Consider the following 19,481-nt stretch of genomic DNA (forward strand, 5'->3'; position numbering starts at 1 on the left):
TGGGCATAAACTCCATGAGGAGTCGGATTTCAAGGAGGAAATTTCATGGGAAAGCCCCCTTACCAGAGGGATAAGGGGATCATTATAAAAAAACAGGAAGTCATGTTTTCCTAGTCTCGCTAAAAGCTATTTTCATGGTATCCCTGACAATCATGATTTCTTCATTAGTGGGGATGACCATGACTTTTACAGGGGAATAGGGTGCATTGATGAACGCTTCCTTGCCCGAGGTGCGATTGAGATCCTTATCCCAATATACCCCCATGAATTCAAGTCCCTCCAAGATTCGCCCCCTAATGGTTTGACTGTTTTCACCGATGCCCGCTGTAAAAATGATGCCATCCACACCTCCCATTTTAGCTGAATAGGAGCCAATGTACTTGTGAATTCGGTCTGCGAATACTTTAAGTGCGAGTTCAGCCCGCTCATTGCCTTTATCCGCTTCAACTTGAATATCGCGCAGGTCGCTGGAAAAACCGGAAAGGGCCAGGATGCCGCTTTTCTTATTCAGGACATCCAGAACTTCATCTGCTGTTTTCCCCGTCTTCTCCATGATATAAGGAATCAATGCAGGGTCGATGTTCCCTGAACGAGTTCCCATAGTAACACCGGCCAATGGTGTAAATCCCATTGATGTATCAATTGATTTGCCGCCCTTTATGGCCGTGATGCTTGCACCATTCCCTAAATGGCACGATATCAATCGAAGCTGTTCAATTGGGCGACCAATCATTACGGCTGCCCGCTGTGATACATATTTATGTGAAGTACCATGAAACCCATACTTCCTTATTCCGTATTTTTCATAATATTCAAGAGGCAAGCTGTACAAATAGGAACCTGCTGCCATCGTTTGATGGAAGGCAGTGTCGAATACCGCAACCGCTGGCACATCACCCAGTGCTTGCCTGAAGGCTTTGATCCCGGTGATATTGGCGGGATTATGAAGGGGCGCCAACTCGGAAAGCTTTTCGATTTCCTCTATTACATCCTCCGTAATCAAGACCGATTCGCTGAATACCTCACCGCCATGCACCACCCGATGCCCTACGCTTTCTATCTCTTCAAAGGAGTCAATGATGCAATGGTCAATCAGCTTTTCCAATAAAAGCCCTACAGCCACTTCATGATTTGGTATATCCATCGTTTCAGATACCTTTTCGCCTTCGAAGCTTAAAGTAAATGCGGAATCTTTCAAGCCGATTCTCTCAACAAGACCTTTTGTAATTACTTTTTCACTAGGCATCTCAAAAAGCTGAAACTTCAATGAAGAGCTGCCCGCATTAATAGCCATGATTTTTGACATCCATCCTGCTCCTTTTCTCTAAGCTAGTTCTTCCAATGTTATCTCAACGAAACGTGCAGTATATTGAACAATCTTATCATGACAAGCGAATTCAACCAAATATTAATGAATAATTGCAAATAATCACTCTCAAATAAAAAAATGAAAGCCAATGCCCGGGGCATCAGCTTTCATTGTCTATTTTTCCTCTTTAAACCAATCGTCCATCTGTTGCATGACAGACCTGGTCGCTTCGAAATCCGACAACTTCGGAAGCTGTACGAGCAATGCCTTCTTCGGTGCTTCGATACCCTCTTTTTTCTTTTGAAGGATCAGGATGCTTTTCGCAGCCGCTTCACTTTTAAACATGGAAAGCGGCAATTGCACCATCCCTTGGATATGTGTATGCTTCTTCAGAAAATCATTGAGTTTCGGCGCTTCCTCCGAGACGAACAGGTTATTCGGGACAATGAAGAATAGATGTCCGCCATCCTTCGCATGTTTAACACCTTGTTCAATAAACAAATGGTGTGCATACGAATGTCCCTTATCGGCCTTCAATTCATATTCAGCTGCACGTACATCATTCGGATAATAACCAATCGGCAAATCACTGACCACAACATCTGAAGGATCGATGAAAAGCGGCTCCAGGCTGTCCTGGTTAAAAAATTGCAGCGGGTGTTCTTGCAGGTTGGCACCTGCATAAGCAAGCCTGATCAAGGTTTCGTCAATCTCGACACCATATGAAGCGATGTTTTTATCAGTAAGTTGATTCAAGATCGCAAATAGTAAGTTCCCCGTTCCGATGGCTGGATCGAGCATGACTATCTCTTTTTGATCCTTTGTGAATTTACCGACTAAATAACTGACGAACATGCCGACTGCATCAGGAGTCATATGATGATTCGGCTGAACGCTCTGCTGCATGCCTTTTAAAATGGCAAGCTGGTACGCTTTTCGGATTGCTTCTTTTTCATATTTCTCTGGTGAAAAATCTGCATAATGCTTCACTAACCTTTTTTTCGATACTTCACTGATTTCCTCCTGCAGGACTTTCCCTTCGAAGAAATTCTCGCCCGTTTCACCTAAGGCATCCAGATACGTACATGATAGTTCACTTTGCAATATTTGGGCTGTTTCATCAAATTCATAAAATAATTGTTCAACTGGGGTAGACTTCACTTATTAATTCCTCCTGTTTGCTTCTGTCCCTATTTTAAAGGTAAGAAGAAAGAGATACAAGCCGTACGTCCTGCTTATCATTCTTCGATTATTTAACGTACCGTTTTCCGTTTTGAAATTCCGCATATAAGGAATCTCTCGCGCAAAATTTTAACCATGAGTAAGTAAAAGGTAAATTAAATACAAGGTGTAAAATTTGGACGTTGATTTCCACTTCAGGCACTCGCTTTCCGCGGGCGGTCTGCCCTCGGCTTGCGCCTGCGGGGTCTCCCCTAGACACGCTTTTCCCGCAGGAGTCTCGTACCTTATGTTCCAATCAACTTTGTTTTGAAATTAGATGGAAAACCTTTTGTCTAAAAACTCAAATACGGGTAGTGTTGTTGCCCTGTATTTTTTTTTATTTGGATAGGCTCAATGAATGCCCAAACAGAATACCATGCATGAGGTGGTGATTATATATGGATAATCAATATCAAAACTATCATGGGCAGGTTAATCCGATAAATCAGCAACATGATATTCAGTCAGCAGATGAATTAAACAGGCAACAACAGGGGTTTCAACAAGGGTTTCGACAAGGATTTCGACAAGGGTATCGACAAGGATATCGAGAAGGATTTCGAGCAGGGCAACAACAGGGGTTTTTCCCAGGACCGAGACAATTGCCGTCGTGGCCTAATGAAATTGACATAAGAGTTGGAACACCTAATGGGCAAGAGTGGTCTGGCAAGGTTGTTTTACCACAAAATGGTCCGACTTTCGAGCCTTAACTGATCCAGCATATAATAAATGAATCTAGTCAAAAGAACCGAACTGTATCGATCGACCTCAGAAATTAATAATAACCACAACTTAAATGAATATTAGAGCCTAAAAAGGAACTGTCCACTTCAACGACAAGGTGTTTATCAACAAGAAAATCAACATTAAAACAAAAAACCGGGCACATTGCGCCCGGTTTTTTTGAATTCGCATCTTATTTTGCCGCTTTAGCCGCTTCGATTGCACCTTCGTAATTAGGATGGCTGGTGCCTTCACTTACATATTCTACATATGTGATTTCATCAGAGCTGTTCACTACGAATACAGAGCGAGCCAATAGACGAAGTTCTTGCATGACTACACCATATGCTTCACCGAATGAAAGGTCACGGTGATCGGAAAGAACTTGAACATTGTCCAAGCCGCTGGCAGCACACCAGCGTTTTTGCGCGAAAGGAAGATCGTTACTGATCGTAAGTACTTTTACATTATCCAATTTTGCCGCTTCTTCATTAAATTTACGTGTCTGTGCGTCACAAACACCTGTATCCACGGATGGAACCACGCTGATAATGCGGACAGAACCTTTGGAGTCGTTTAAAGTAACCGGAGATAAGTCATTAGCCAATACTGTAAAATCAGGTGCTTTGTCCCCAACTTTTAGTTCTGGTCCCACTAAAGTGATCGGGTTGTTTTTAAATGTAACTGAAGCCATTAAAAATTCCTCCTTTTTCTGCTATATGTACAAGCATAATAATATTTGTTTTGCCGGAATTTTGCAATTAATTGAATTGGGAAATGTGATTGGTGCTCGTGCATGACATGAAGGTGTAATGACATACTGCAGCAAAAATAAAAACTCGGCGGATGCCGAGTCGCAGTTAGAAATCTATATCCATTTTAGGTTCTTGGTACCTTTTTGCAGCTTGTTGACTGCCGCCTTGGTTTTGATTACCGCCCTGCTTTTGATTATTGTCTTTCTTGGATAGCATGGACTGGATCTTATCGACGACTTGAGGAGCTAAATCCATCATTTTTTCGAGAAGATGCGTCCCTTCATCCAGATGGATCATTTTCACCCCATGGGAACCGACAATCAAAAAGGCAATTGGTGTTATGGAAACCCCGCCGCCGCTACCGCCGCCAAAGGGCTGCTTGGAACCACCTTGCTGTCCTTGCTGGTTTCCATCCATCACAAATTCGCTGCCACCGGCTGCAAAACCAAATCCCACTTTGGATACGGTTAAAATGACACTTCCATCCGGAGTTTCAACCGGATCTCCGATGATCGTGTTCACATCGACCATTTCTTTCAGATTTTCCATAGCTTCTTTCATTAAACCTTGGATCGGATGATCTGACATTTAAATTCCCTCCACTCTAGAACGATTGTTTATTGGAATCACCTGATAGCTTCGCTAATTTCCTCGACTTGAAATGCGGCTTCCCGCCTTTCCAATAACGAAGCAGTTTTATTCCAGTCACCATAGCCTGCCCGATTCTAAATTGTAATATGCAGGAAATCGACGTGTTTGCCTGCCATCTCTGAAAGTCGGGTGTAATGGAATAGGAGGGCATGATCCGGAAGTTGAAATAGGTTGTCAGCAACCCGATGATGGAACCTTTGAGTGCCCAGCATGCTCCAGTTAAGACACCGGTGTGTGCAGCGTTTTTAGTACCGACCTTACTATGCCAGGAGAATTTTTTGACTTGGACTTTCCCAGCGAAGTGACGGACGATCTTATGGAATCCGATGATATGCTGAAGCATCTCCAGAATGTCTGCAAATCCGTCACGCAAATCTTCGGCTGTGAATTTTTTCTTTTCTTCCTTTTTTGTTTTTCCGTTCATTTCTTTTTCTTCGTTTACTACTACAGTTGCCGAGTCATCTTCCAGTTTGATGACCGGAACCTTGAATGTATAGTGAAAAAGCCCATACCAAGCTGATAATTTAATATGTATTAGGTCATTCGTATGGACACGTTTGTAGTCGATGGACACTCTTACTTTAGTGAAAACAACAATAAGCAGCACCAAAATGAGGATACCTATTATCAACAAAAGCCACTTCATGCACCCACACCCCTTCAGCCTATCATTATCGGCATATGCAAAAAAAATAAACCTGCAAAAGCGAAAATCACGCTCTTACAGATTTATGAATGGAAAAAATCATCTTCTGATCAACACTACGCCCGTGTCTGCAAAGACATCATGCAAAGCCTGTTTCTTCGGTAATAGGCCTGCCAAGAGATAGCCAATCCAAGTGACCTTTGAAATATAGCGGCCAATCAGCTCCCTGAACAAAATCGTTCCCCATGAAATGTTTTTTTTCTCTTCCTTCAATGCAACGACTTTCAGTCCAAAAATCATTTTACCAAGAGTTTGGTTCAAGAATTTGGTCATCAAAACAAAGTATAAGAAGAATACGACCCCCGTTAAAAAGCCCTCTGCGGAAAACCAGAGATCATCTGTCCCTTCATAAAACTTGAAGATGGGATGAATCAAAATCCGGTTCAAACTTCCGATAACCAATAGATCGGCTAAATAGGCCCAAAACCTCATCCAAAAACCGGCAAAATGAACTTTCTTGACACCATCATCATCCACGGCCTTACTGGCTGTTGAAAATCCCTGCTGAACGGGAATCTCTTGATCTGCCATTAGATTGGTTGAAGCGATTTGTTCATTATTTTCATTTCTTTCCGTCATCCTTCAGCCCCCCTATTCCGCATACAAATACATTAAGCGTGGAGAATTTGAAGAGGAAAGGATTTTTGTCAAGACTGCCGTTTCCACATCATTTCCCAACATTTTTTGAGCACCCATACTGAATAATGAACCGAATCCTGCCTCATCTGTATAACGGATAACTTGAGCATCCTTTTCACCGATATCCGTTTTCATCGCGGCAATTACATCATCCAAATGGCCGAAATCATCGATTAGATGGTTTTCTTTAGCCTGACGTCCATCATAAATGCGGCCATCGGCGATTTCCCTTACTTCCTTCTCTGACATACCGCGTCCGTCTGCAATGATTTTTACAAATTGGTCATAAGAATTATCGATCATGTCTTGGAGTATTTCACGTTCTTCACCAGTCATTTCCCGGGTCGGACTCATAATATCTTTGTGTGGTCCGCTTTTGATGGTTTGGAACTCAACACCATACTTCTTGGCCAACTTCTCGTAATTATACCCCTGCATGATGACACCAAGTGAACCCGTCATCGTTTCCGGACTAGCATAAATCTTATCGGCTGGTGCAGAAATATAATATCCTCCTGAAGCCGCCATAGACCCCATTGATACATAAACAGGTTTTTTCACTTTCTTGATATCAAGGATCTTTTCATATATCTCTGCACTTTCGACGACACCGCCGCCTGGAGAATTCACCCGAAGGATGATTCCTTTGATATCATCATTTTCCTCAGCCATCTTCAGCTTATCCATGAAGGCACGGTGATTATATGTTGCCGAACTAAGTAATGAGGCTTCTCCTGTATCTTGAATCGTGCCCTCTACATCGAATACGGCAATTACATTAGAGAAATCATCGCCTTCTATGACTTCCTCGTAAAATGCACTTTCAGAAGCAAATAAATCATCAATGATATTTTCCGTATCCGCTGTAAATATAGTCGTAGCCGTGCCTACAACAATAGAAACAAAAAATAAAATGGCTGCAATTCCAAGTGCCGCCCAACGCTTTCCATTCATCTGTTTTCCCCCTTAAATATATGTATCCTTCTTACCATACGAACTAAAGACGAAAATGTTTCATTCCATGATAAACCAAGACATATAAAATTGTAGCAAATAATCCTCCAATTGGAAATATATTGGTGCATTTTGCACAATCTCCATTTATTTTTCAATCTTCATTAATATATTAGTTTTACCAAGTTTCAATTTTTGAGCGGAGCAGTAAATGCCGTAAACGGAAAATCAGCTCAACTAAAAAGCTGCCGGGATCATCCCGACAGCTTCTCTATTTATTGCTTTGGAGCTAATTCAATTGCTGACTGAATGGCCGCAAGCATGCTTTTTTCATCAGCGATGTTCTTTCCAGCGATATCAAAAGCTGTGCCATGATCTACGGAAGTTCGGACAATTCCGCCCTTGAGCCCTACGGTAATATTGACCCCAGCCTCAATCCCCATAACCTTGATTGGGGCATGTCCCTGATCATGATAACAGGCAATGACAATATCAAAATCTCCACGCCCAGCCCGGTAGAACAATGTATCTGCAGGAAGCGGTCCGCTTACATTGATTCCTTCAGCCTGTGCCCTTTCTATTCCAGGCATTAACTTCTCTTCTTCTTCACCATTTCCAAATAAGCCATTTTCCCCTGCATGTGGGTTTATTCCACAAACGGCAATGCTTGGGTTTTGGAAGCCCGCCTTTGTCAGCGTTTCATGTGCAAGTTTAATTACTTTGTACGTCCGCTCAGGATTAATGCTTTCGATAGCTTCAATCAGCCCCATATGAGTCGTCAAATGGATGACCTTTAAATTGGGAGTGGTCAGCATCATCGAAAAGTCATTTGTATCAGTAAGGTCAGCAAGAATCTCTGTATGACCCGGATACATATGACCGCCTTTGTGGAGCGCTTCTTTATTCAGTGGGGCTGTACAGATTGAATGAATCTTCTTCTCCTTTGCCAGGTCGATGGCCTTTGCCAAGTATTGAAAGGCGCCGTCTCCCGCTAAAGCAGAAACTTCTCCAAATGGAAGGTCCAAAGGCAGGATGTCCAGATCCAGAACATCTATCGAACCGAACTCATATTTCGCCTCTGTAGGATCTTTTATGGCATGAACCGCTCCCTCAAAGCCTACTATAGGCTTAACCTTTTCTATTATTTTCGCATCTCCGATAATTAGCGGCCTGCACTGTTGATACACCTCAACGTGAGCCAGTGCTTTTACGATAATTTCCGGGCCAATTCCCGCCGCATCTCCCATCGTAATTCCGATAATGGGTCTCATCAATCGTTCTCCCCCTTCAACTTATTCATCGCATGAATAAATACGTCCTCTGAACCAAATCCTCCAGCTTTCGTGACGACATAAATATCGTCATTACCTAGGAATTTGGAGATTGGGACTCCTATTTCCAGTTCATCCAGCAATTCGAAACCTTTTACATCCCATAGATTGCATATTTGCTTGGCCGTATCGCCGCCGGTCATTGTCACACCTTTAAAATATTGTTTCTCTAACAGGACAGAACATACTGTTCCAATCGCTTTCACAATCTCGTTACTGACCTGTGTATGAGTAAGGCCTTTAGATTCGCCTGTTTTCCAAGCCATTTCAATATCCGCTTTTTCTGCAGTGGAATAAATGACGACATCCTGCCCTTGTGCTGCCATTTGGATGGCCTCATGATAGACTCTCCTGATTTCCTCAGTTCTTTCCCGGTCGTCCCCTACAGCTTTATGGGACTCGAATGATATGGCATGTACCTGGGTCTGTTCCAGCATTTTTTTCAACTGTTTCCGTGAATTCTTATTTACACTTCCGATCACTGTAAGGACCGGCGAGCTTGAATTAGGGATCTTCAATCGATTTTCCTTGTGTGGAATGGAATAATGGTCAGGCAGGTAATTGGCGATCCCTGCCGATCCCGCCCAGGCCACTTCAAGATTCATTTCCTTTGTATAATTCAATATGTCGTTCAAATGCTGCTCTTCGGTTGCATCGATGATGATATACGTTATCGAATCCTTAGCAAACCCTAATAACTTACTGTTCACATGGTTTTTGCCTTTGTCCAAATCTCCCACTGTAATTGTACCAATTTTATGTGATGTCTGGGCGCCAATCAACTCTGGCAGATACGATTGGGTCACAGGCGTTTTTGGGTCCTTGGAAATCTCTGTTTCTCCAAGAGGAATACCATTTAAATAGTGGGTAGAATCCAGAATTAACCTTCCATTTTTAGGATAACCCGGAGCGATCATGACTAAATCCGGCCTTATAGCATCATAGATGGCATCGATTTCAGCACCGATATTACCGCGCATTGTCGAATCCAGCTTTTTGAATATCGTTGAGAAGCCAGCCCGCTTTAAAAAACCTGCCGCTGCCTTGACTTTATCGTAAGCATCTTGCCTCTCAAGTGAGCGGCTGTCTGTATCAAATACGACGGCATCATAATCCCGTACATTTTCTTCATCCAATCCAAATAGTACGGTCGTTTTAAGACCATGTCGAGCCAATTGGACTCCGCTATCATTGGCGCCTGTTAAATCATCCGCAATAATCGCTAATTTCATTTAAATCCCTCCAAAACATGGGCTAGCCTAATTATTGTATTTAGCCACTCCACCCTTCTTATCCAAATGCTTGGATAGGAAGCCGATGAATATCGGGAGAAGGATAGCTGTTGTTACAACACTTGCTGCAATTTGTACAGTAGCAAGCTCCGCATGGATCCCGAATGAAGCATTCGCTGCCACGATAGCCACCGGAGTCCCGACGGCGTTACCCGCAGTGGAGCCTTCAGAAGCACCGACAATCGGGTTCCATCCTATCCATTTAAAGATCAGATACCCTCCTCCACCAGTTAGGAGAACTGTAATCACGCCAAGTAATACTCCACTTAATCCACCTTGGATTATCGCTGTGAAATTAATCCCCATACCTAATGAAAAAGCAAAGAATGGAACAAGCTTATCGCTTCCTTTAGAAAGGAAATCTTTCATCTCGGAATCCAAATTCCCTAATACCACCCCGACTAGCAGTGGAAGCAATACGGCTATGAACGAAGTTGGAGAGAACATGCCATCAGCGAAGCCCATTGTCCCGAAAATAGCAAGCGCTACCATTGTTAAGAATGGACCGTCACTTAAAGCGAGAAATGGATAGGCAGCCTTGTCTTCTTCTTTCCCATACTGACCGGCTAATGCAATATAAAGCCCGCCATTGGAATTTGTCATGGCTGCAATAATTGCCAATGGTGCCATCCCTAAAAACAATCCGTTACTATCTGCCAGCCAGAACCCAAGTAGGCCGACCAGTGCTCCTAACACCCACTTATATGTTAAAAGTATAACGCCCTTTTTCACCGAAGTGCCTGCTGTACGAAGATTGATTTGCGTTCCGGCAATTAAGAGGAATAATGCTATCAAAGCACTTGAACTGTTCACGAAGAGTGCTTCCGTAAAACCGCCAATCCTTAATAGACTAGGAAATAATGTATTGATAGTGGCTGCCAGCAATAGCGGAACAACCATCATCCCCCCTGGGATACGATCAAGCGTTGCTTTAATTCTCATAATAAAAACCCCTTTGTTTTATTATTAAAGCGCTTACAATATTCATATTAAAATACGATGTTAATAAAAGCAACACTTATAAAAATATAAAACTACTTTTTGTTTAAATAGTTTAAAAATGCAACACTCTAATCAAAAAAACAAACTTAAAGTTATTCTTTAAGTTTGCGCCATAATGTTGCCCGGTTGATACCCAATCGTTCGGCAGTTTTCGTTTGATTATAATTTTCCTCTTTAAGAACTCGCTGAATGATATACTTTTCCATTTCTTTTAGCGTCGCTTTTTGTGAAACGAAGATATCAGTCGGAATGTTATTATCTTCTATTATTTTCTGAATGGTTTCCTTTCGTATCACATACTCTTTTTCATTTAAAGCAATTTGCTTAATTAACTGTTTTAAATCGTCAATGTTGTTAGGATACGAATACTCTTCCAGAAGAGCAAGAGCATCACTTTTTATATTCATTGCGGTTGTTCCATACGTTTGATGATAATAGGATAAAAAGAATTTCGATAAGTTTCCTATATCGCTCTTTCGTTGCGATAAATCCTGCATATGAATCGTGTTTATTGCAAAATGTCCAGCAATGGCTTCGTTGATTTGAACATTTGATACAATGAATATCGATAGACTTTTTCTGCAGCAAATGCTTAGAAATTCTCTTAATGGTTCATAATCATCTAGACAATCGATATTTTTCAGAGTTATGGTGCGGATATGCTCAAGAGGGAGCTTGTTAAGATCAGCTTCCTTGAATTCTTTGAAATCAATTATAAGAAGCTTTCCATTTTTAGTTTGTTCATTATGTATATAATTTACAAGAAACTCCTTACCCGTCCCTCGATTTCCTTTTAAGTGAATGATTTCATGGTTCTTATATAGCGATGTTACATTATTTATGAGAACTGTATCCATGGCAATCGGTTCTGAGATGGAAGCTTCCTTAATCTGCACCCCTTTTTGTTCGAAGCGTTTCATCGAACTGGCATCTAATACATAAACACCATATGAAGAGTACAAACCATCATGCCAAAAGCCGTCTACCTCTATACTGCTGCCATCCTGTGAAAAACTGGTATGAAGCTGCTTACTTACGTTCACTTCTCCATTCATGGTTCTATATTGATCATCGGTCAATGGATTGAAGTCAAAATCCGTTAAATGCTCATAGACGATTTGGTTATCACTATTTAAAATGATGATATTGTGGACTTCTTTGACTAAAAGCCTTTCAAACATCCTATTGATGTCGCTTTTGTAATGAAGATAGGCAATCATTTCCCTAGCATCATTGATAGCCCTTATGATTGATTCCTTTCCCGATTGAATGAGGAATCCTTTCATGCCATAAGAGATGGTTGTATTTATTGTAATCACATCACCAACAATCTGTTTATAACCCTCGTTTTTCAAAGTCAAAATGAGAGGAGCTACTTCTTTTGATTCACGGACCGTATAAACCTGTAAAGGAAGGTCCAATAAGTCAATAATCGATTGGGCGCCTGATGTTATATTTGAAAATCCTACGATGGCTGTTTTATCTTTAAGCTCACTGGCCAATGTCAGGGAACGGATCATATCATAACCGGAAAGGTGCATGTCAATCACTGGAATATTGATCGATTTCTTAATTAACTTGGCCGTCCCTCCCCTGCTGATTATGGCATCCGCTCCGTTTTCCGCTTCCAATTTTGCAAGTTCAACACCATTTTCCAAGTCGCCTATGGAATACCCTATTTCTATGTCTGGATAAAGAGGCACACACGCTTTTATAATTGGAATCATTGATTCATACGGTGCAATGATATGTACTTTCATACACATAACCTACTTTCTTTTATATCCGAACCCTATTCACCAATTGGTCATATACCCTTTGTATGGCAGGGATTTAAAGAGCCCTTACTGAGAATTCATTATACCATTATTCGCTTTTCACTTCCTAAAAGGAACTGCTTCGCTATCGAGTTAATACTGCTTCCTCAAACGAATAACAAAAATGCTTCATTCCATGATAAACTATGTCATATAAAAATGTACGAAATGTGCAGCTGCATTTTGTACTGCGGTTTTCCTTTTTCAAAAGAAAAGAAAGCCCTTTCATAAACATACATACTAGGAGGGATCATGATGAACACTCGAAGGAATATTTATTTTTTCCATGCACCGAATGCAGAGATGCTTAGCAAGGTTGAATACCTGTCAGACTTGGCGAAGCAACATTCGTATGAAGTCATCCAGGATTTCACAAAAGCAAACATCATCGTAAGCATCGGTGATGACGGCACATTCCTGCAGGCAGCCCGTAAAACCGGGTTCAGGGATGACTGTTTATATGCGGGCATTTCCACCACAGGTAATTTGAATATGTATTGCGATTTCCACTTGGAAGATACGGATAAAATGATCGATGCCATGACTAGAGAGCAAATTGAGGTGCGTAAATATCCAACCATCGATATCCAATTGGATGATCAGCCCTCCTTTTATGCCCTTAATGAACTCAGTATCCGGTCTTCCATCACCAAAACGTTCATCATGGATATTTTCATTGATCGACTCCATTTTGAAACTTTTCGCGGGGACGGAATCATTATTGCGACTCCGACAGGAAGCACCGCCTATAATAAATCGGTCAATGGGGCCGTTGTCGATCCCCTTCTCCCTTGCTTTCAAGTGAGCGAGCTTGCTTCCATCAATAATAATACCTATCGGACCTTAGGTTCCTCATTCATTCTAAGCGGTGATAAGACGTTGACCATCCACCTTGAACAAAACGGACCAAGCTATCCGATCATCGGAATGGACAATGAAGCCTTAAGCATCAATCATGTCGAACAGGTAAAGGTCCGGTTAAGCGGTAAAGTCATCAAGACCGTTAAGCTAAAAGACAATTCCTTTTGGGAAAAGGTTAAAAGGACCTTCCTTTGAACGAACTAAAAAGGTACCGGAGATGATAGCCGGTACCTTTATATATGATAAAAATCTTTCGTATTTTGATAAAGGGTTTCATAAACATTTTCAATCGGCAACCCTTTAATCGAAGCCATTTGACGCACACTGTCATGCATCATGCCGGGATGGGTCCATTTCCCTTCGAAAACCCCTTCAAACGGCCATGGGCCATCCGTTTCAATCATCATCAGATTAAGTGGGTATGCCGAAACTAGATCCTGTATTTCCCTCTCATAACAAACATCAGGTGTAATCGAAATGCGGTAGCCCTTTTCGGCCATTCTTTCGACTGTCCGGATATCGCCTTTAAACCAATGAAAGTGCGCCTTTGTGATTTGATGCTTATCCAAAAGGTCGCAAACGATAGGTGCATCTTCGTGGACGGCATGAAGGATAACCGGCTTTTCCACCTCTTTAGCAAAAGCCAGGAACTTCTCCAGTATCACTATATACGCTGAGTTATCAATATCAGGATTTTCCTGCCTTAAGTAATAGGGCAGTCCAACCTCACCTATGGCAACCATATCTTGACGATGTTCCCGCATCCAGTTCAATAATTCGTTCACTTCTTCATCACTCGGGAGGGGCTGCTCTGGATGAAAGCCAAAGGCAGGCTTAATTCGGGAATCTTTCAGTGAAAGCTGATAATTGTTAATCGAAGAAGCCAAATTCATGGAAACAGTCAGCAAGGATTGCAAATGAACCTTTTCCATGCCAGTCAGAATCTGCTTCCGCTTAACAACATCATATTTATCCAAATGGATATGGCTGTCGATGATTCTCAAAATTTAATAGCCTCCTTACTTAAGTAGAAAGAGTTGGCATTAATGCTGCATATAACTCTCTTTTCAAATGAAAAAATTCATCACTAAGAAGCTGTTCTTCACTTCTTGGCCTTGGAAATGGAACATTCACTTCTTTGATGACAGCAGCCGGTTTTGCTGATAACACATAAATTCTATCGGATAGGAAAACCGCTTCATCTATGCTATGCGTAACAAAAAGCACCGACCTCCGATTTTCTTCCCAAACCGACAACAGCCATTTTTGCATTTTCAATCTTGTCAGTTCATCCAAGGCAGAAAAGGGTTCGTCCAGGCACATCAAGTCCTGTGGACTTAAGATACTCCGGATGAATGCGGCCCTTTGCTTCATGCCTCCTGATAATTCATGCGGATATGCTTTCTCATACTCTTCTAATCCAGCTTTCATCAAAAGGGCTTTTGCCTTTTCTTTATCTTTGATCCCAGCAAGTTCACTTCCAAGCAAAACATTTTCCAATACCGTTCTCCAAGGTAAAAGGGAAGGCTGCTGCGGCATATAGCTGATATGGCCCTTTAAACCATTTATCTTTTTACCATCCAGTGAAATGATGCCATGATCCGGCTTCAAAATACCGCCGATCAAGTGGAACAATGTACTTTTACCACTGCCCGATGGCCCAAGGATCGTGACAAATTCCCCATCACCCACATGAAAATTCATATTCTCCAATATATTCTGTTTACCATCGAAAGAATAGGAGACATCTTTAATTTCCAGCTTCATCCTTGCCGCCCTCCTTTCTCTTCCAAGAAACTAAGTATTTCTCCAGGAAGGTGATGATTCCAAAAAAGATCAGGCTCATTCCCATGATGATGAAAATGGCAACAAACACCCGGTCTGTCCTGAACGCAGAAGACGCGAGCGTCATATAAACACCAATTCCCGATTTTGCCCCGAGCCACTCTGAAATAACCGCACCCATTACACTATAGGTGGCCGAAATTTTCAGGCCGGAGAAAATGAACGGGATTGAGTGGGGAAATTCCAGCTTCCAAAATAACTGGTTCTTTCCCGCTCCCATCATCTTGAAATAATGCTTAAGTTCGTATGGTGTCTGGCGAAAACCGTCCAATGATGCAACCGCAACCGGAAAAAAACATACAAGCGAAATCACGATTAACTTAGGCAGCATGCCAAAGCCAAACCAGATCACCAAAAGCGGGGCCAAAACTATGATAGGTATATTTTGTGATAGTATGAGCAGAGGATAAACTGCGTCCTTCACACCTGGAAATAGATGTAAGGTTGCAGCAACCAATAAGCCGATGCAGCTTCCAATAAAAAAGCCCGACAACGCAAGCTCGGTTGTGGATATAAGGTGTCCGTAAAGATTGCGCGACGACTCAATTCCTTCAATGAAAATGGCCGATGGAGCGGGAAGCAGCCATTCTTCAACCTTCAATAAGATTGTCACTGACTCCCAAACTATCAGCAACAATAATAAAAGAAAGAAGGGAGCCCCCTTCTTCCAAATTCCCCTTCCGATCATGCCCGATATTTCTCCGTTAACGTATCCATCGTAATCCCGCTTGGCTGATATAATATTTTCACTTGCGAAATGACATTCGGCGATCCTATTTCAATCATTCTTACATTCATTTTTTCTATCACGGCAAAAAGTTCGGAAAGCTCGCCCTCCATTGTCGTTTCAAGCGGGTGAACCTCATACTTGACACCTGATTCTTCAATGATCTTGATTGCTTCATCGACCATAGGGATGACATTTTCCCCTTTAGGGATAATTTGTATACTAATTAATGAATTGGCCATTGTATTTCCTCCTATTTTGGTAAAAATTCATTGGTAAATGCCTTTTCAGGATCGAAATCACCTTCAAGAAGCTTGTTTTCAGTCATCCAATCACTGTAATTCTTCCAGATTTCCAGTTTTTGTTCACCCCAACGCGGAGCATCATCCTGATACTTGGCTGCAAGCCACTCCTGGCTTTTCTTAACTAGTTTTGCATCAAGATCCGGCGCAGACTTAATTAACATGTCTGCTGCATCAGCAGGATTCTTAATCGCAAACTGGTACCCTTTCGATGCTGCATGAACGAATGCTTTAACAGTTTCGGGATCTTCTTTTATCATCTTTTCATTTGTAGTCAAAACAGGCGTATAGTAATCAAGCTTATCTGAGTATTCGGTTAAGTAAACCATATTAAGCTTTTCATTTCGCAACTCAGCCTCAATGCCTGTCCATCCATAATAAATCCAAGCAAAATCTATATCCCTTTTAACCGAAGTGAAAAAATCCATGTCTCCTGTATTGACTATATCCACTTCATTTACATCCGCATTTTCTTTTTTCATTAGTGAATCAATAATGGCCTTTTCAACCGGAGACCCCCAGCCACCATACGTTTTCCCTTCAAAATCCTTGGGAGTTTTAATGTTCTTTGCCTCAGGGGAAGCGAATCCAGAGGTATTATGCTGGATGACGGCAGCAACCGAAACAATCGGCACGCCCTGCACGCGGGCCTGCGTTATGCCCTCCTGGTAGCTCACGCCAAATTCAGATTTTCCTGAAGCGACAAGCTTATCCGCTCCAGCTTCACCTGGCATGATAATTTCCACATCAAGACCTTGGTCTTTAAAATAACCTTTTTCCTTGGCTACATACAATCCTGTATGGTTTGTATTCGGTGTCCAATCAAGCACGACCGATACCTTTTTTAATTCTTCATTTTTAGATGCTTCTTCTTTTTCATTAGTTCCGCCTGCACCGCATCCAGCCAAAAGGAACAACGAAGTTAACAGTGGTAAGAATTTATTCAAGTCATTATCCTCCTACACATCTTATAAGATCCATATGCCGGAACCATAATGGGGCTCCAGGTTCTATTCAAATACTGGATAAAAAAGCAAAAAACGCCCGAAGATGAATTCGGACGTTAACATACAAAACAGAAAATCAGTAATAATATGTTCCCTCCGCTGGCATCATCCAGATCAGGTTCAAAGAGTCAGCATCTAAAGGATGCAATCTCAGCCAGCAGTACTGGCCCCCCTACATTTCTCGCACATATGAACTTTTCTCTCTCATTATATCAATTCATAGGGAAAAAGGAATACTAATTTGCTTCTTCTCACTAATTGGAAAGGTATTCCTGGCACTTTAGGATTTCTTGCAAAACATCTTTTGGAACGAAAATCATTGAAAGCAAAATAATTCTGCCTCTTTCCTTTCTAATCATTCTTGGCTGCAACGGTGGCGGACACTTATCAAATAGTCATTTCTTTGCAAGCATTCATATAATGAGCATTACCTGTAGACATTTTTGTTTACCGGTTTTATTAAACCCTTAATTTCATAAGCAAAAGGTGGATATGATCATGATAAAGATTAATCACAAATGGTTAGATGTCAGTCAAATCCAACCAGGTACAGCATCTGCCAAATCACTTGAAACTCTTCAATGCTTGGCGGAAGATTCTAACGTTTTTGAATACCGGAACTTTGGGGATTTTAATTTCGAGATACAGCTGAGGAACCGAGTCATAGAGGCAGCTATTGCGTTGGATAAAAGTGGTCCGGAATTTTCCACACTTGAGGAATCTCAATCCAATCAAAAATATTGGCACCTTTCAAAGGATGGCACCTTTACCCTTCAGCCAGGGATTCTCCCTCATGCTGCGCTTGTTGACATTTTCATGAATGGAAGGCTTTATGCATTCGAATGCGGGACAGCAATAGTCGTCACTTTTTTAAAGGCGATTTTGGATTTAATCGGCCCCAGGAATTTCGACTATCTTTTTTCAGACCTATTTTTATATGACTTTCGCCCTCCAAGGAATATGGCTCTTATCATTCACCAAGGACGGGATTATTTACCAGGGGATTGCGTTTACTTCATAAACCCTGATCATGACGAGACAACTCCTGAATGGCAAGGTGAAAATGCCATATTATTAGGGAGAAACCTCTTTTATGGCCACGGGATCGGGATTACCACTGCACAGGGAATCATCAATGAATTAAATAGCAATAGAAAGCCGTACGCCACCATATCAGCATTCTTGACAACACATATCATTTTCCTGGATAGTTCCTTCTATAGACAATTTCAACTAAATATCCCCCGAGCAAAGCCCGATCACTGTCCTGTCAGCCTTTCCAATTGTATTGTTTCTGAAATAGGTTCGAAGATATACCTTTCATGACCTTTTTGTTTTATATGCATAAAAAAATGCTTGGGGAGAGATCTCCCAAGCATTTTTTCTTTTCACGCACCAATATTCCCTTTGCCTTTGAACCTGCGGGCACTTGCCTGACCCCATTTCGTTATGGATAGTGTATAAACAGCCAAGGCTGACCATATGAACAAAAAGGCTAAAAGATGTGCTTTCGTGAAACTTTCATGATAGACGAATACCCCGATCAATAAAGATAAGGTCGGAGCGATATACTGAAAAATGCCAAGCATCGATAACGGGATCTTCTCCGCCCCTTTTGCAAAATATAAAAGAGGCAATGCCGTGGCAATCCCGCCGCCCACCAACAGCAAGCTTGTGCTTCCATCTGTAAAGAACTGCATTTCTGATCGGTTCATCAAGTAGATCAGGTAACCAAGGGCCAGAGGCGTTACCATCATCGTTTCGAGCGTCAGCCCGATCGCCGATTCGGCCTTGATCATTTTTTTTGCCAGACCGTATAATCCAAAGGTCATGGCCAAAACAAGAGAGATCCACGGGATCGTGCCGAAATGAATGCCAAGGATCAAGACTCCGATTCCTGCAAGCAGGAATGAAATGATTTGGGCCCCGCTCAATTTTTCTTTTAGGACTATCACGCCCAATAGTACACTGACAAGCGGATTGATATAATATCCAAGGCTCGTGTCGAGGATCCGTCCTGAGTTAACGGCCCAGATGAACACTCCCCAATTAGCTGTAACAAGCAGTGACGCCGTTAGTAATGCCGTAAAGAGTTTCGGATTTCCCATTATGTTTTTGACATAATCAAGAAACGCTTGCCATTTTTTCATGAACATCAATAAAACCAGCATGAACACGAAAGACCATAATACCCTCTGAGCTAAAATTTCTATTGCACCGACTCCCTGAAGGAACTTCCAGTAAATCGGCACAACTCCCCACATCATGTAAGAAAGGGCTGCATAAATCGCCCCTTCTTTTTGTTCATCCACTTTCATAACAAGCCTTCTTTCCATTTA

20 protein-coding genes and 1 riboswitch are annotated in these 19,481 nt (G+C 41.8%); of the genes, 3 read left to right on the top strand and 17 right to left on the bottom strand.

Going from position 1 to position 19,481, the window contains the following annotated elements:
- Nucleotides 1–100: 100 nt before the first annotated feature.
- Nucleotides 101–1,306 carry an acetate kinase gene (locus ABC374_RS17960; RefSeq protein ID WP_413019253.1) on the bottom strand — a complete coding sequence of 402 codons (1,206 nt, stop codon included), beginning with the start codon at nucleotides 1,304–1,306 and terminating at the stop codon, nucleotides 101–103.
- A gap of 177 nt (nucleotides 1,307–1,483) precedes the next feature.
- On the bottom strand, nucleotides 1,484–2,470 hold the full coding sequence (locus ABC374_RS17965) for a class I SAM-dependent methyltransferase (protein WP_137018157.1): 987 nt from the start codon (nucleotides 2,468–2,470) through the stop codon (nucleotides 1,484–1,486).
- 458 nt (nucleotides 2,471–2,928) lie between these two features.
- Between ABC374_RS17965 and ABC374_RS17970 the strand changes: the two genes are divergently transcribed.
- A complete protein-coding gene (locus tag ABC374_RS17970) occupies nucleotides 2,929–3,240 on the top strand; it encodes a hypothetical protein (protein WP_350299705.1) in 312 nt (103 codons plus the stop codon).
- A 206-nt stretch (nucleotides 3,241–3,446) separates the two neighbouring features.
- Here ABC374_RS17970 and tpx read toward each other — a convergent pair whose 3' ends face one another.
- The 9 genes from tpx to ABC374_RS18015 all read right to left on the bottom strand — a co-directional run bounded on the left by tpx (nucleotide 3,447) and on the right by ABC374_RS18015 (nucleotide 12,343).
- Nucleotides 3,447–3,947, bottom strand: coding sequence for a thiol peroxidase (tpx, locus tag ABC374_RS17975; RefSeq protein WP_101222931.1), 501 nt, complete (start codon nucleotides 3,945–3,947; stop codon nucleotides 3,447–3,449).
- A 166-nt stretch (nucleotides 3,948–4,113) separates the two neighbouring features.
- A complete protein-coding gene (gene ytfJ / locus ABC374_RS17980; RefSeq protein ID WP_413019256.1) occupies nucleotides 4,114–4,596 on the bottom strand; it encodes a GerW family sporulation protein in 483 nt (160 codons plus the stop codon).
- A 16-nt stretch (nucleotides 4,597–4,612) separates the two neighbouring features.
- Nucleotides 4,613–5,305 carry a DUF2953 domain-containing protein gene (locus ABC374_RS17985; RefSeq protein WP_413019258.1) on the bottom strand — a complete coding sequence of 231 codons (693 nt, stop codon included), beginning with the start codon at nucleotides 5,303–5,305 and terminating at the stop codon, nucleotides 4,613–4,615.
- Nucleotides 5,306–5,404: 99 nt separating this feature from the next.
- Nucleotides 5,405–5,944 (bottom strand): RDD family protein, encoded by a 540-nt coding sequence (locus ABC374_RS17990; RefSeq protein ID WP_350299708.1) that lies wholly within the window; start codon nucleotides 5,942–5,944, stop codon nucleotides 5,405–5,407.
- A gap of 12 nt (nucleotides 5,945–5,956) precedes the next feature.
- The gene (gene sppA / locus ABC374_RS17995) at nucleotides 5,957–6,958 is read right to left on the bottom strand and encodes a signal peptide peptidase SppA (RefSeq protein ID WP_413019260.1); all 1,002 of its coding nucleotides are present in this window, start codon (nucleotides 6,956–6,958) and stop codon (nucleotides 5,957–5,959) included.
- 275 nt (nucleotides 6,959–7,233) lie between these two features.
- Nucleotides 7,234–8,229, bottom strand: a complete 996-nt coding sequence (pdxA, locus tag ABC374_RS18000; protein ID WP_350299710.1) for a 4-hydroxythreonine-4-phosphate dehydrogenase PdxA — start codon at nucleotides 8,227–8,229, stop codon at nucleotides 7,234–7,236.
- Entirely contained in the window at nucleotides 8,229–9,521 is a 1,293-nt protein-coding gene (locus ABC374_RS18005) for a four-carbon acid sugar kinase family protein (RefSeq protein ID WP_413019262.1), read from the bottom strand. Before ABC374_RS18005 ends, pdxA begins: the two co-directional genes overlap by 1 nt.
- Before the next feature lie 27 nt (nucleotides 9,522–9,548).
- A complete protein-coding gene (locus ABC374_RS18010; protein ID WP_350299712.1) occupies nucleotides 9,549–10,523 on the bottom strand; it encodes a 2-keto-3-deoxygluconate permease in 975 nt (324 codons plus the stop codon).
- Nucleotides 10,524–10,675: 152 nt separating this feature from the next.
- A complete protein-coding gene (locus ABC374_RS18015; protein WP_413019265.1) occupies nucleotides 10,676–12,343 on the bottom strand; it encodes a PrpR N-terminal domain-containing protein in 1,668 nt (555 codons plus the stop codon).
- A gap of 312 nt (nucleotides 12,344–12,655) precedes the next feature.
- Between ABC374_RS18015 and ABC374_RS18020 the strand changes: the two genes are divergently transcribed.
- Complete coding sequence (locus ABC374_RS18020) at nucleotides 12,656–13,456, top strand: NAD kinase (protein WP_413020389.1); 801 nt, start codon at nucleotides 12,656–12,658, stop codon at nucleotides 13,454–13,456.
- A gap of 38 nt (nucleotides 13,457–13,494) precedes the next feature.
- Here ABC374_RS18020 and ABC374_RS18025 read toward each other — a convergent pair whose 3' ends face one another.
- From ABC374_RS18025 to ABC374_RS18045, 5 genes are read right to left on the bottom strand one after another with little or no spacing between them, the layout of a single operon-like run.
- Entirely contained in the window at nucleotides 13,495–14,265 is a 771-nt protein-coding gene (locus ABC374_RS18025; RefSeq protein WP_413019267.1) for a TatD family hydrolase, read from the bottom strand.
- Between the two features lie 19 nt (nucleotides 14,266–14,284).
- Nucleotides 14,285–15,028, bottom strand: a complete 744-nt coding sequence (locus ABC374_RS18030) for an ABC transporter ATP-binding protein (protein ID WP_413019269.1) — start codon at nucleotides 15,026–15,028, stop codon at nucleotides 14,285–14,287.
- Nucleotides 15,012–15,794 carry an ABC transporter permease gene (locus ABC374_RS18035; RefSeq protein ID WP_413019271.1) on the bottom strand — a complete coding sequence of 261 codons (783 nt, stop codon included), beginning with the start codon at nucleotides 15,792–15,794 and terminating at the stop codon, nucleotides 15,012–15,014. The genes ABC374_RS18030 and ABC374_RS18035 overlap by 17 nt, the downstream gene beginning before the upstream one ends.
- A complete protein-coding gene (locus ABC374_RS18040) occupies nucleotides 15,791–16,075 on the bottom strand; it encodes a thiamine-binding protein (RefSeq protein WP_034309193.1) in 285 nt (94 codons plus the stop codon). The genes ABC374_RS18035 and ABC374_RS18040 overlap by 4 nt, the downstream gene beginning before the upstream one ends.
- Nucleotides 16,076–16,086: 11 nt before the next feature.
- Nucleotides 16,087–17,082: an ABC transporter substrate-binding protein gene (locus ABC374_RS18045; RefSeq protein ID WP_350299717.1), complete on the bottom strand. Its 996-nt coding sequence runs from the start codon at nucleotides 17,080–17,082 to the stop codon at nucleotides 16,087–16,089.
- Between the two features lie 134 nt (nucleotides 17,083–17,216).
- Nucleotides 17,217–17,326: riboswitch (TPP riboswitch) on the bottom strand.
- A 314-nt stretch (nucleotides 17,327–17,640) separates the two neighbouring features.
- On the opposite strand from ABC374_RS18045, the gene ABC374_RS18050 reads away from it, so the two are divergent.
- Nucleotides 17,641–18,468 (top strand): protein-glutamine gamma-glutamyltransferase, encoded by an 828-nt coding sequence (locus ABC374_RS18050; protein WP_350299718.1) that lies wholly within the window; start codon nucleotides 17,641–17,643, stop codon nucleotides 18,466–18,468.
- Between the two features lie 62 nt (nucleotides 18,469–18,530).
- Here ABC374_RS18050 and rarD read toward each other — a convergent pair whose 3' ends face one another.
- The gene (gene rarD / locus ABC374_RS18055; protein WP_350299719.1) at nucleotides 18,531–19,460 is read right to left on the bottom strand and encodes an EamA family transporter RarD; all 930 of its coding nucleotides are present in this window, start codon (nucleotides 19,458–19,460) and stop codon (nucleotides 18,531–18,533) included.
- Nucleotides 19,461–19,481: the final 21 nt, after the last annotated feature.

The sequence above is a fragment of the Peribacillus phoenicis genome (assembly GCF_047238085.1).
In the GTDB taxonomy this organism is placed as follows: Bacteria; Bacillota; Bacilli; order Bacillales; family DSM-1321; genus Peribacillus.

Excerpts from the sequence above, each read along its gene's own strand:
- ABC374_RS17985 (WP_413019258.1), bottom strand. The coding sequence starts at position 5,305 with ATGAAGTGGCTTTTGTTGATAATAGGTATCCTCATTTTGGTGCTGCTT.
- ABC374_RS18015 (WP_413019265.1), bottom strand. The coding sequence starts at position 12,343 with ATGAAAGTACATATCATTGCACCGTATGAATCAATGATTCCAATTATA.
- sppA (WP_413019260.1), bottom strand. The coding sequence starts at position 6,958 with ATGAATGGAAAGCGTTGGGCGGCACTTGGAATTGCAGCCATTTTATTT.
- tpx (WP_101222931.1), bottom strand. The coding sequence starts at position 3,947 with ATGGCTTCAGTTACATTTAAAAACAACCCGATCACTTTAGTGGGACCA.
- ABC374_RS18005 (WP_413019262.1), bottom strand. The coding sequence starts at position 9,521 with ATGAAATTAGCGATTATTGCGGATGATTTAACAGGCGCCAATGATAGC.
- ABC374_RS18050 (WP_350299718.1), top strand. The coding sequence starts at position 17,641 with ATGATAAAGATTAATCACAAATGGTTAGATGTCAGTCAAATCCAACCA.
- ABC374_RS17990 (WP_350299708.1), bottom strand. The coding sequence starts at position 5,944 with ATGACGGAAAGAAATGAAAATAATGAACAAATCGCTTCAACCAATCTA.
- rarD (WP_350299719.1), bottom strand. The coding sequence starts at position 19,460 with ATGAAAGTGGATGAACAAAAAGAAGGGGCGATTTATGCAGCCCTTTCT.
- ABC374_RS18010 (WP_350299712.1), bottom strand. The coding sequence starts at position 10,523 with ATGAGAATTAAAGCAACGCTTGATCGTATCCCAGGGGGGATGATGGTT.
- ABC374_RS17960 (WP_413019253.1), bottom strand. The coding sequence starts at position 1,306 with ATGTCAAAAATCATGGCTATTAATGCGGGCAGCTCTTCATTGAAGTTT.
- ytfJ (WP_413019256.1), bottom strand. The coding sequence starts at position 4,596 with ATGTCAGATCATCCGATCCAAGGTTTAATGAAAGAAGCTATGGAAAAT.
- ABC374_RS17970 (WP_350299705.1), top strand. The coding sequence starts at position 2,929 with ATGGATAATCAATATCAAAACTATCATGGGCAGGTTAATCCGATAAAT.
- ABC374_RS18020 (WP_413020389.1), top strand. The coding sequence starts at position 12,656 with ATGAACACTCGAAGGAATATTTATTTTTTCCATGCACCGAATGCAGAG.
- pdxA (WP_350299710.1), bottom strand. The coding sequence starts at position 8,229 with ATGAGACCCATTATCGGAATTACGATGGGAGATGCGGCGGGAATTGGC.
- ABC374_RS18030 (WP_413019269.1), bottom strand. The coding sequence starts at position 15,028 with ATGAAGCTGGAAATTAAAGATGTCTCCTATTCTTTCGATGGTAAACAG.
- ABC374_RS18035 (WP_413019271.1), bottom strand. The coding sequence starts at position 15,794 with ATGATCGGAAGGGGAATTTGGAAGAAGGGGGCTCCCTTCTTTCTTTTA.
- ABC374_RS18040 (WP_034309193.1), bottom strand. The coding sequence starts at position 16,075 with ATGGCCAATTCATTAATTAGTATACAAATTATCCCTAAAGGGGAAAAT.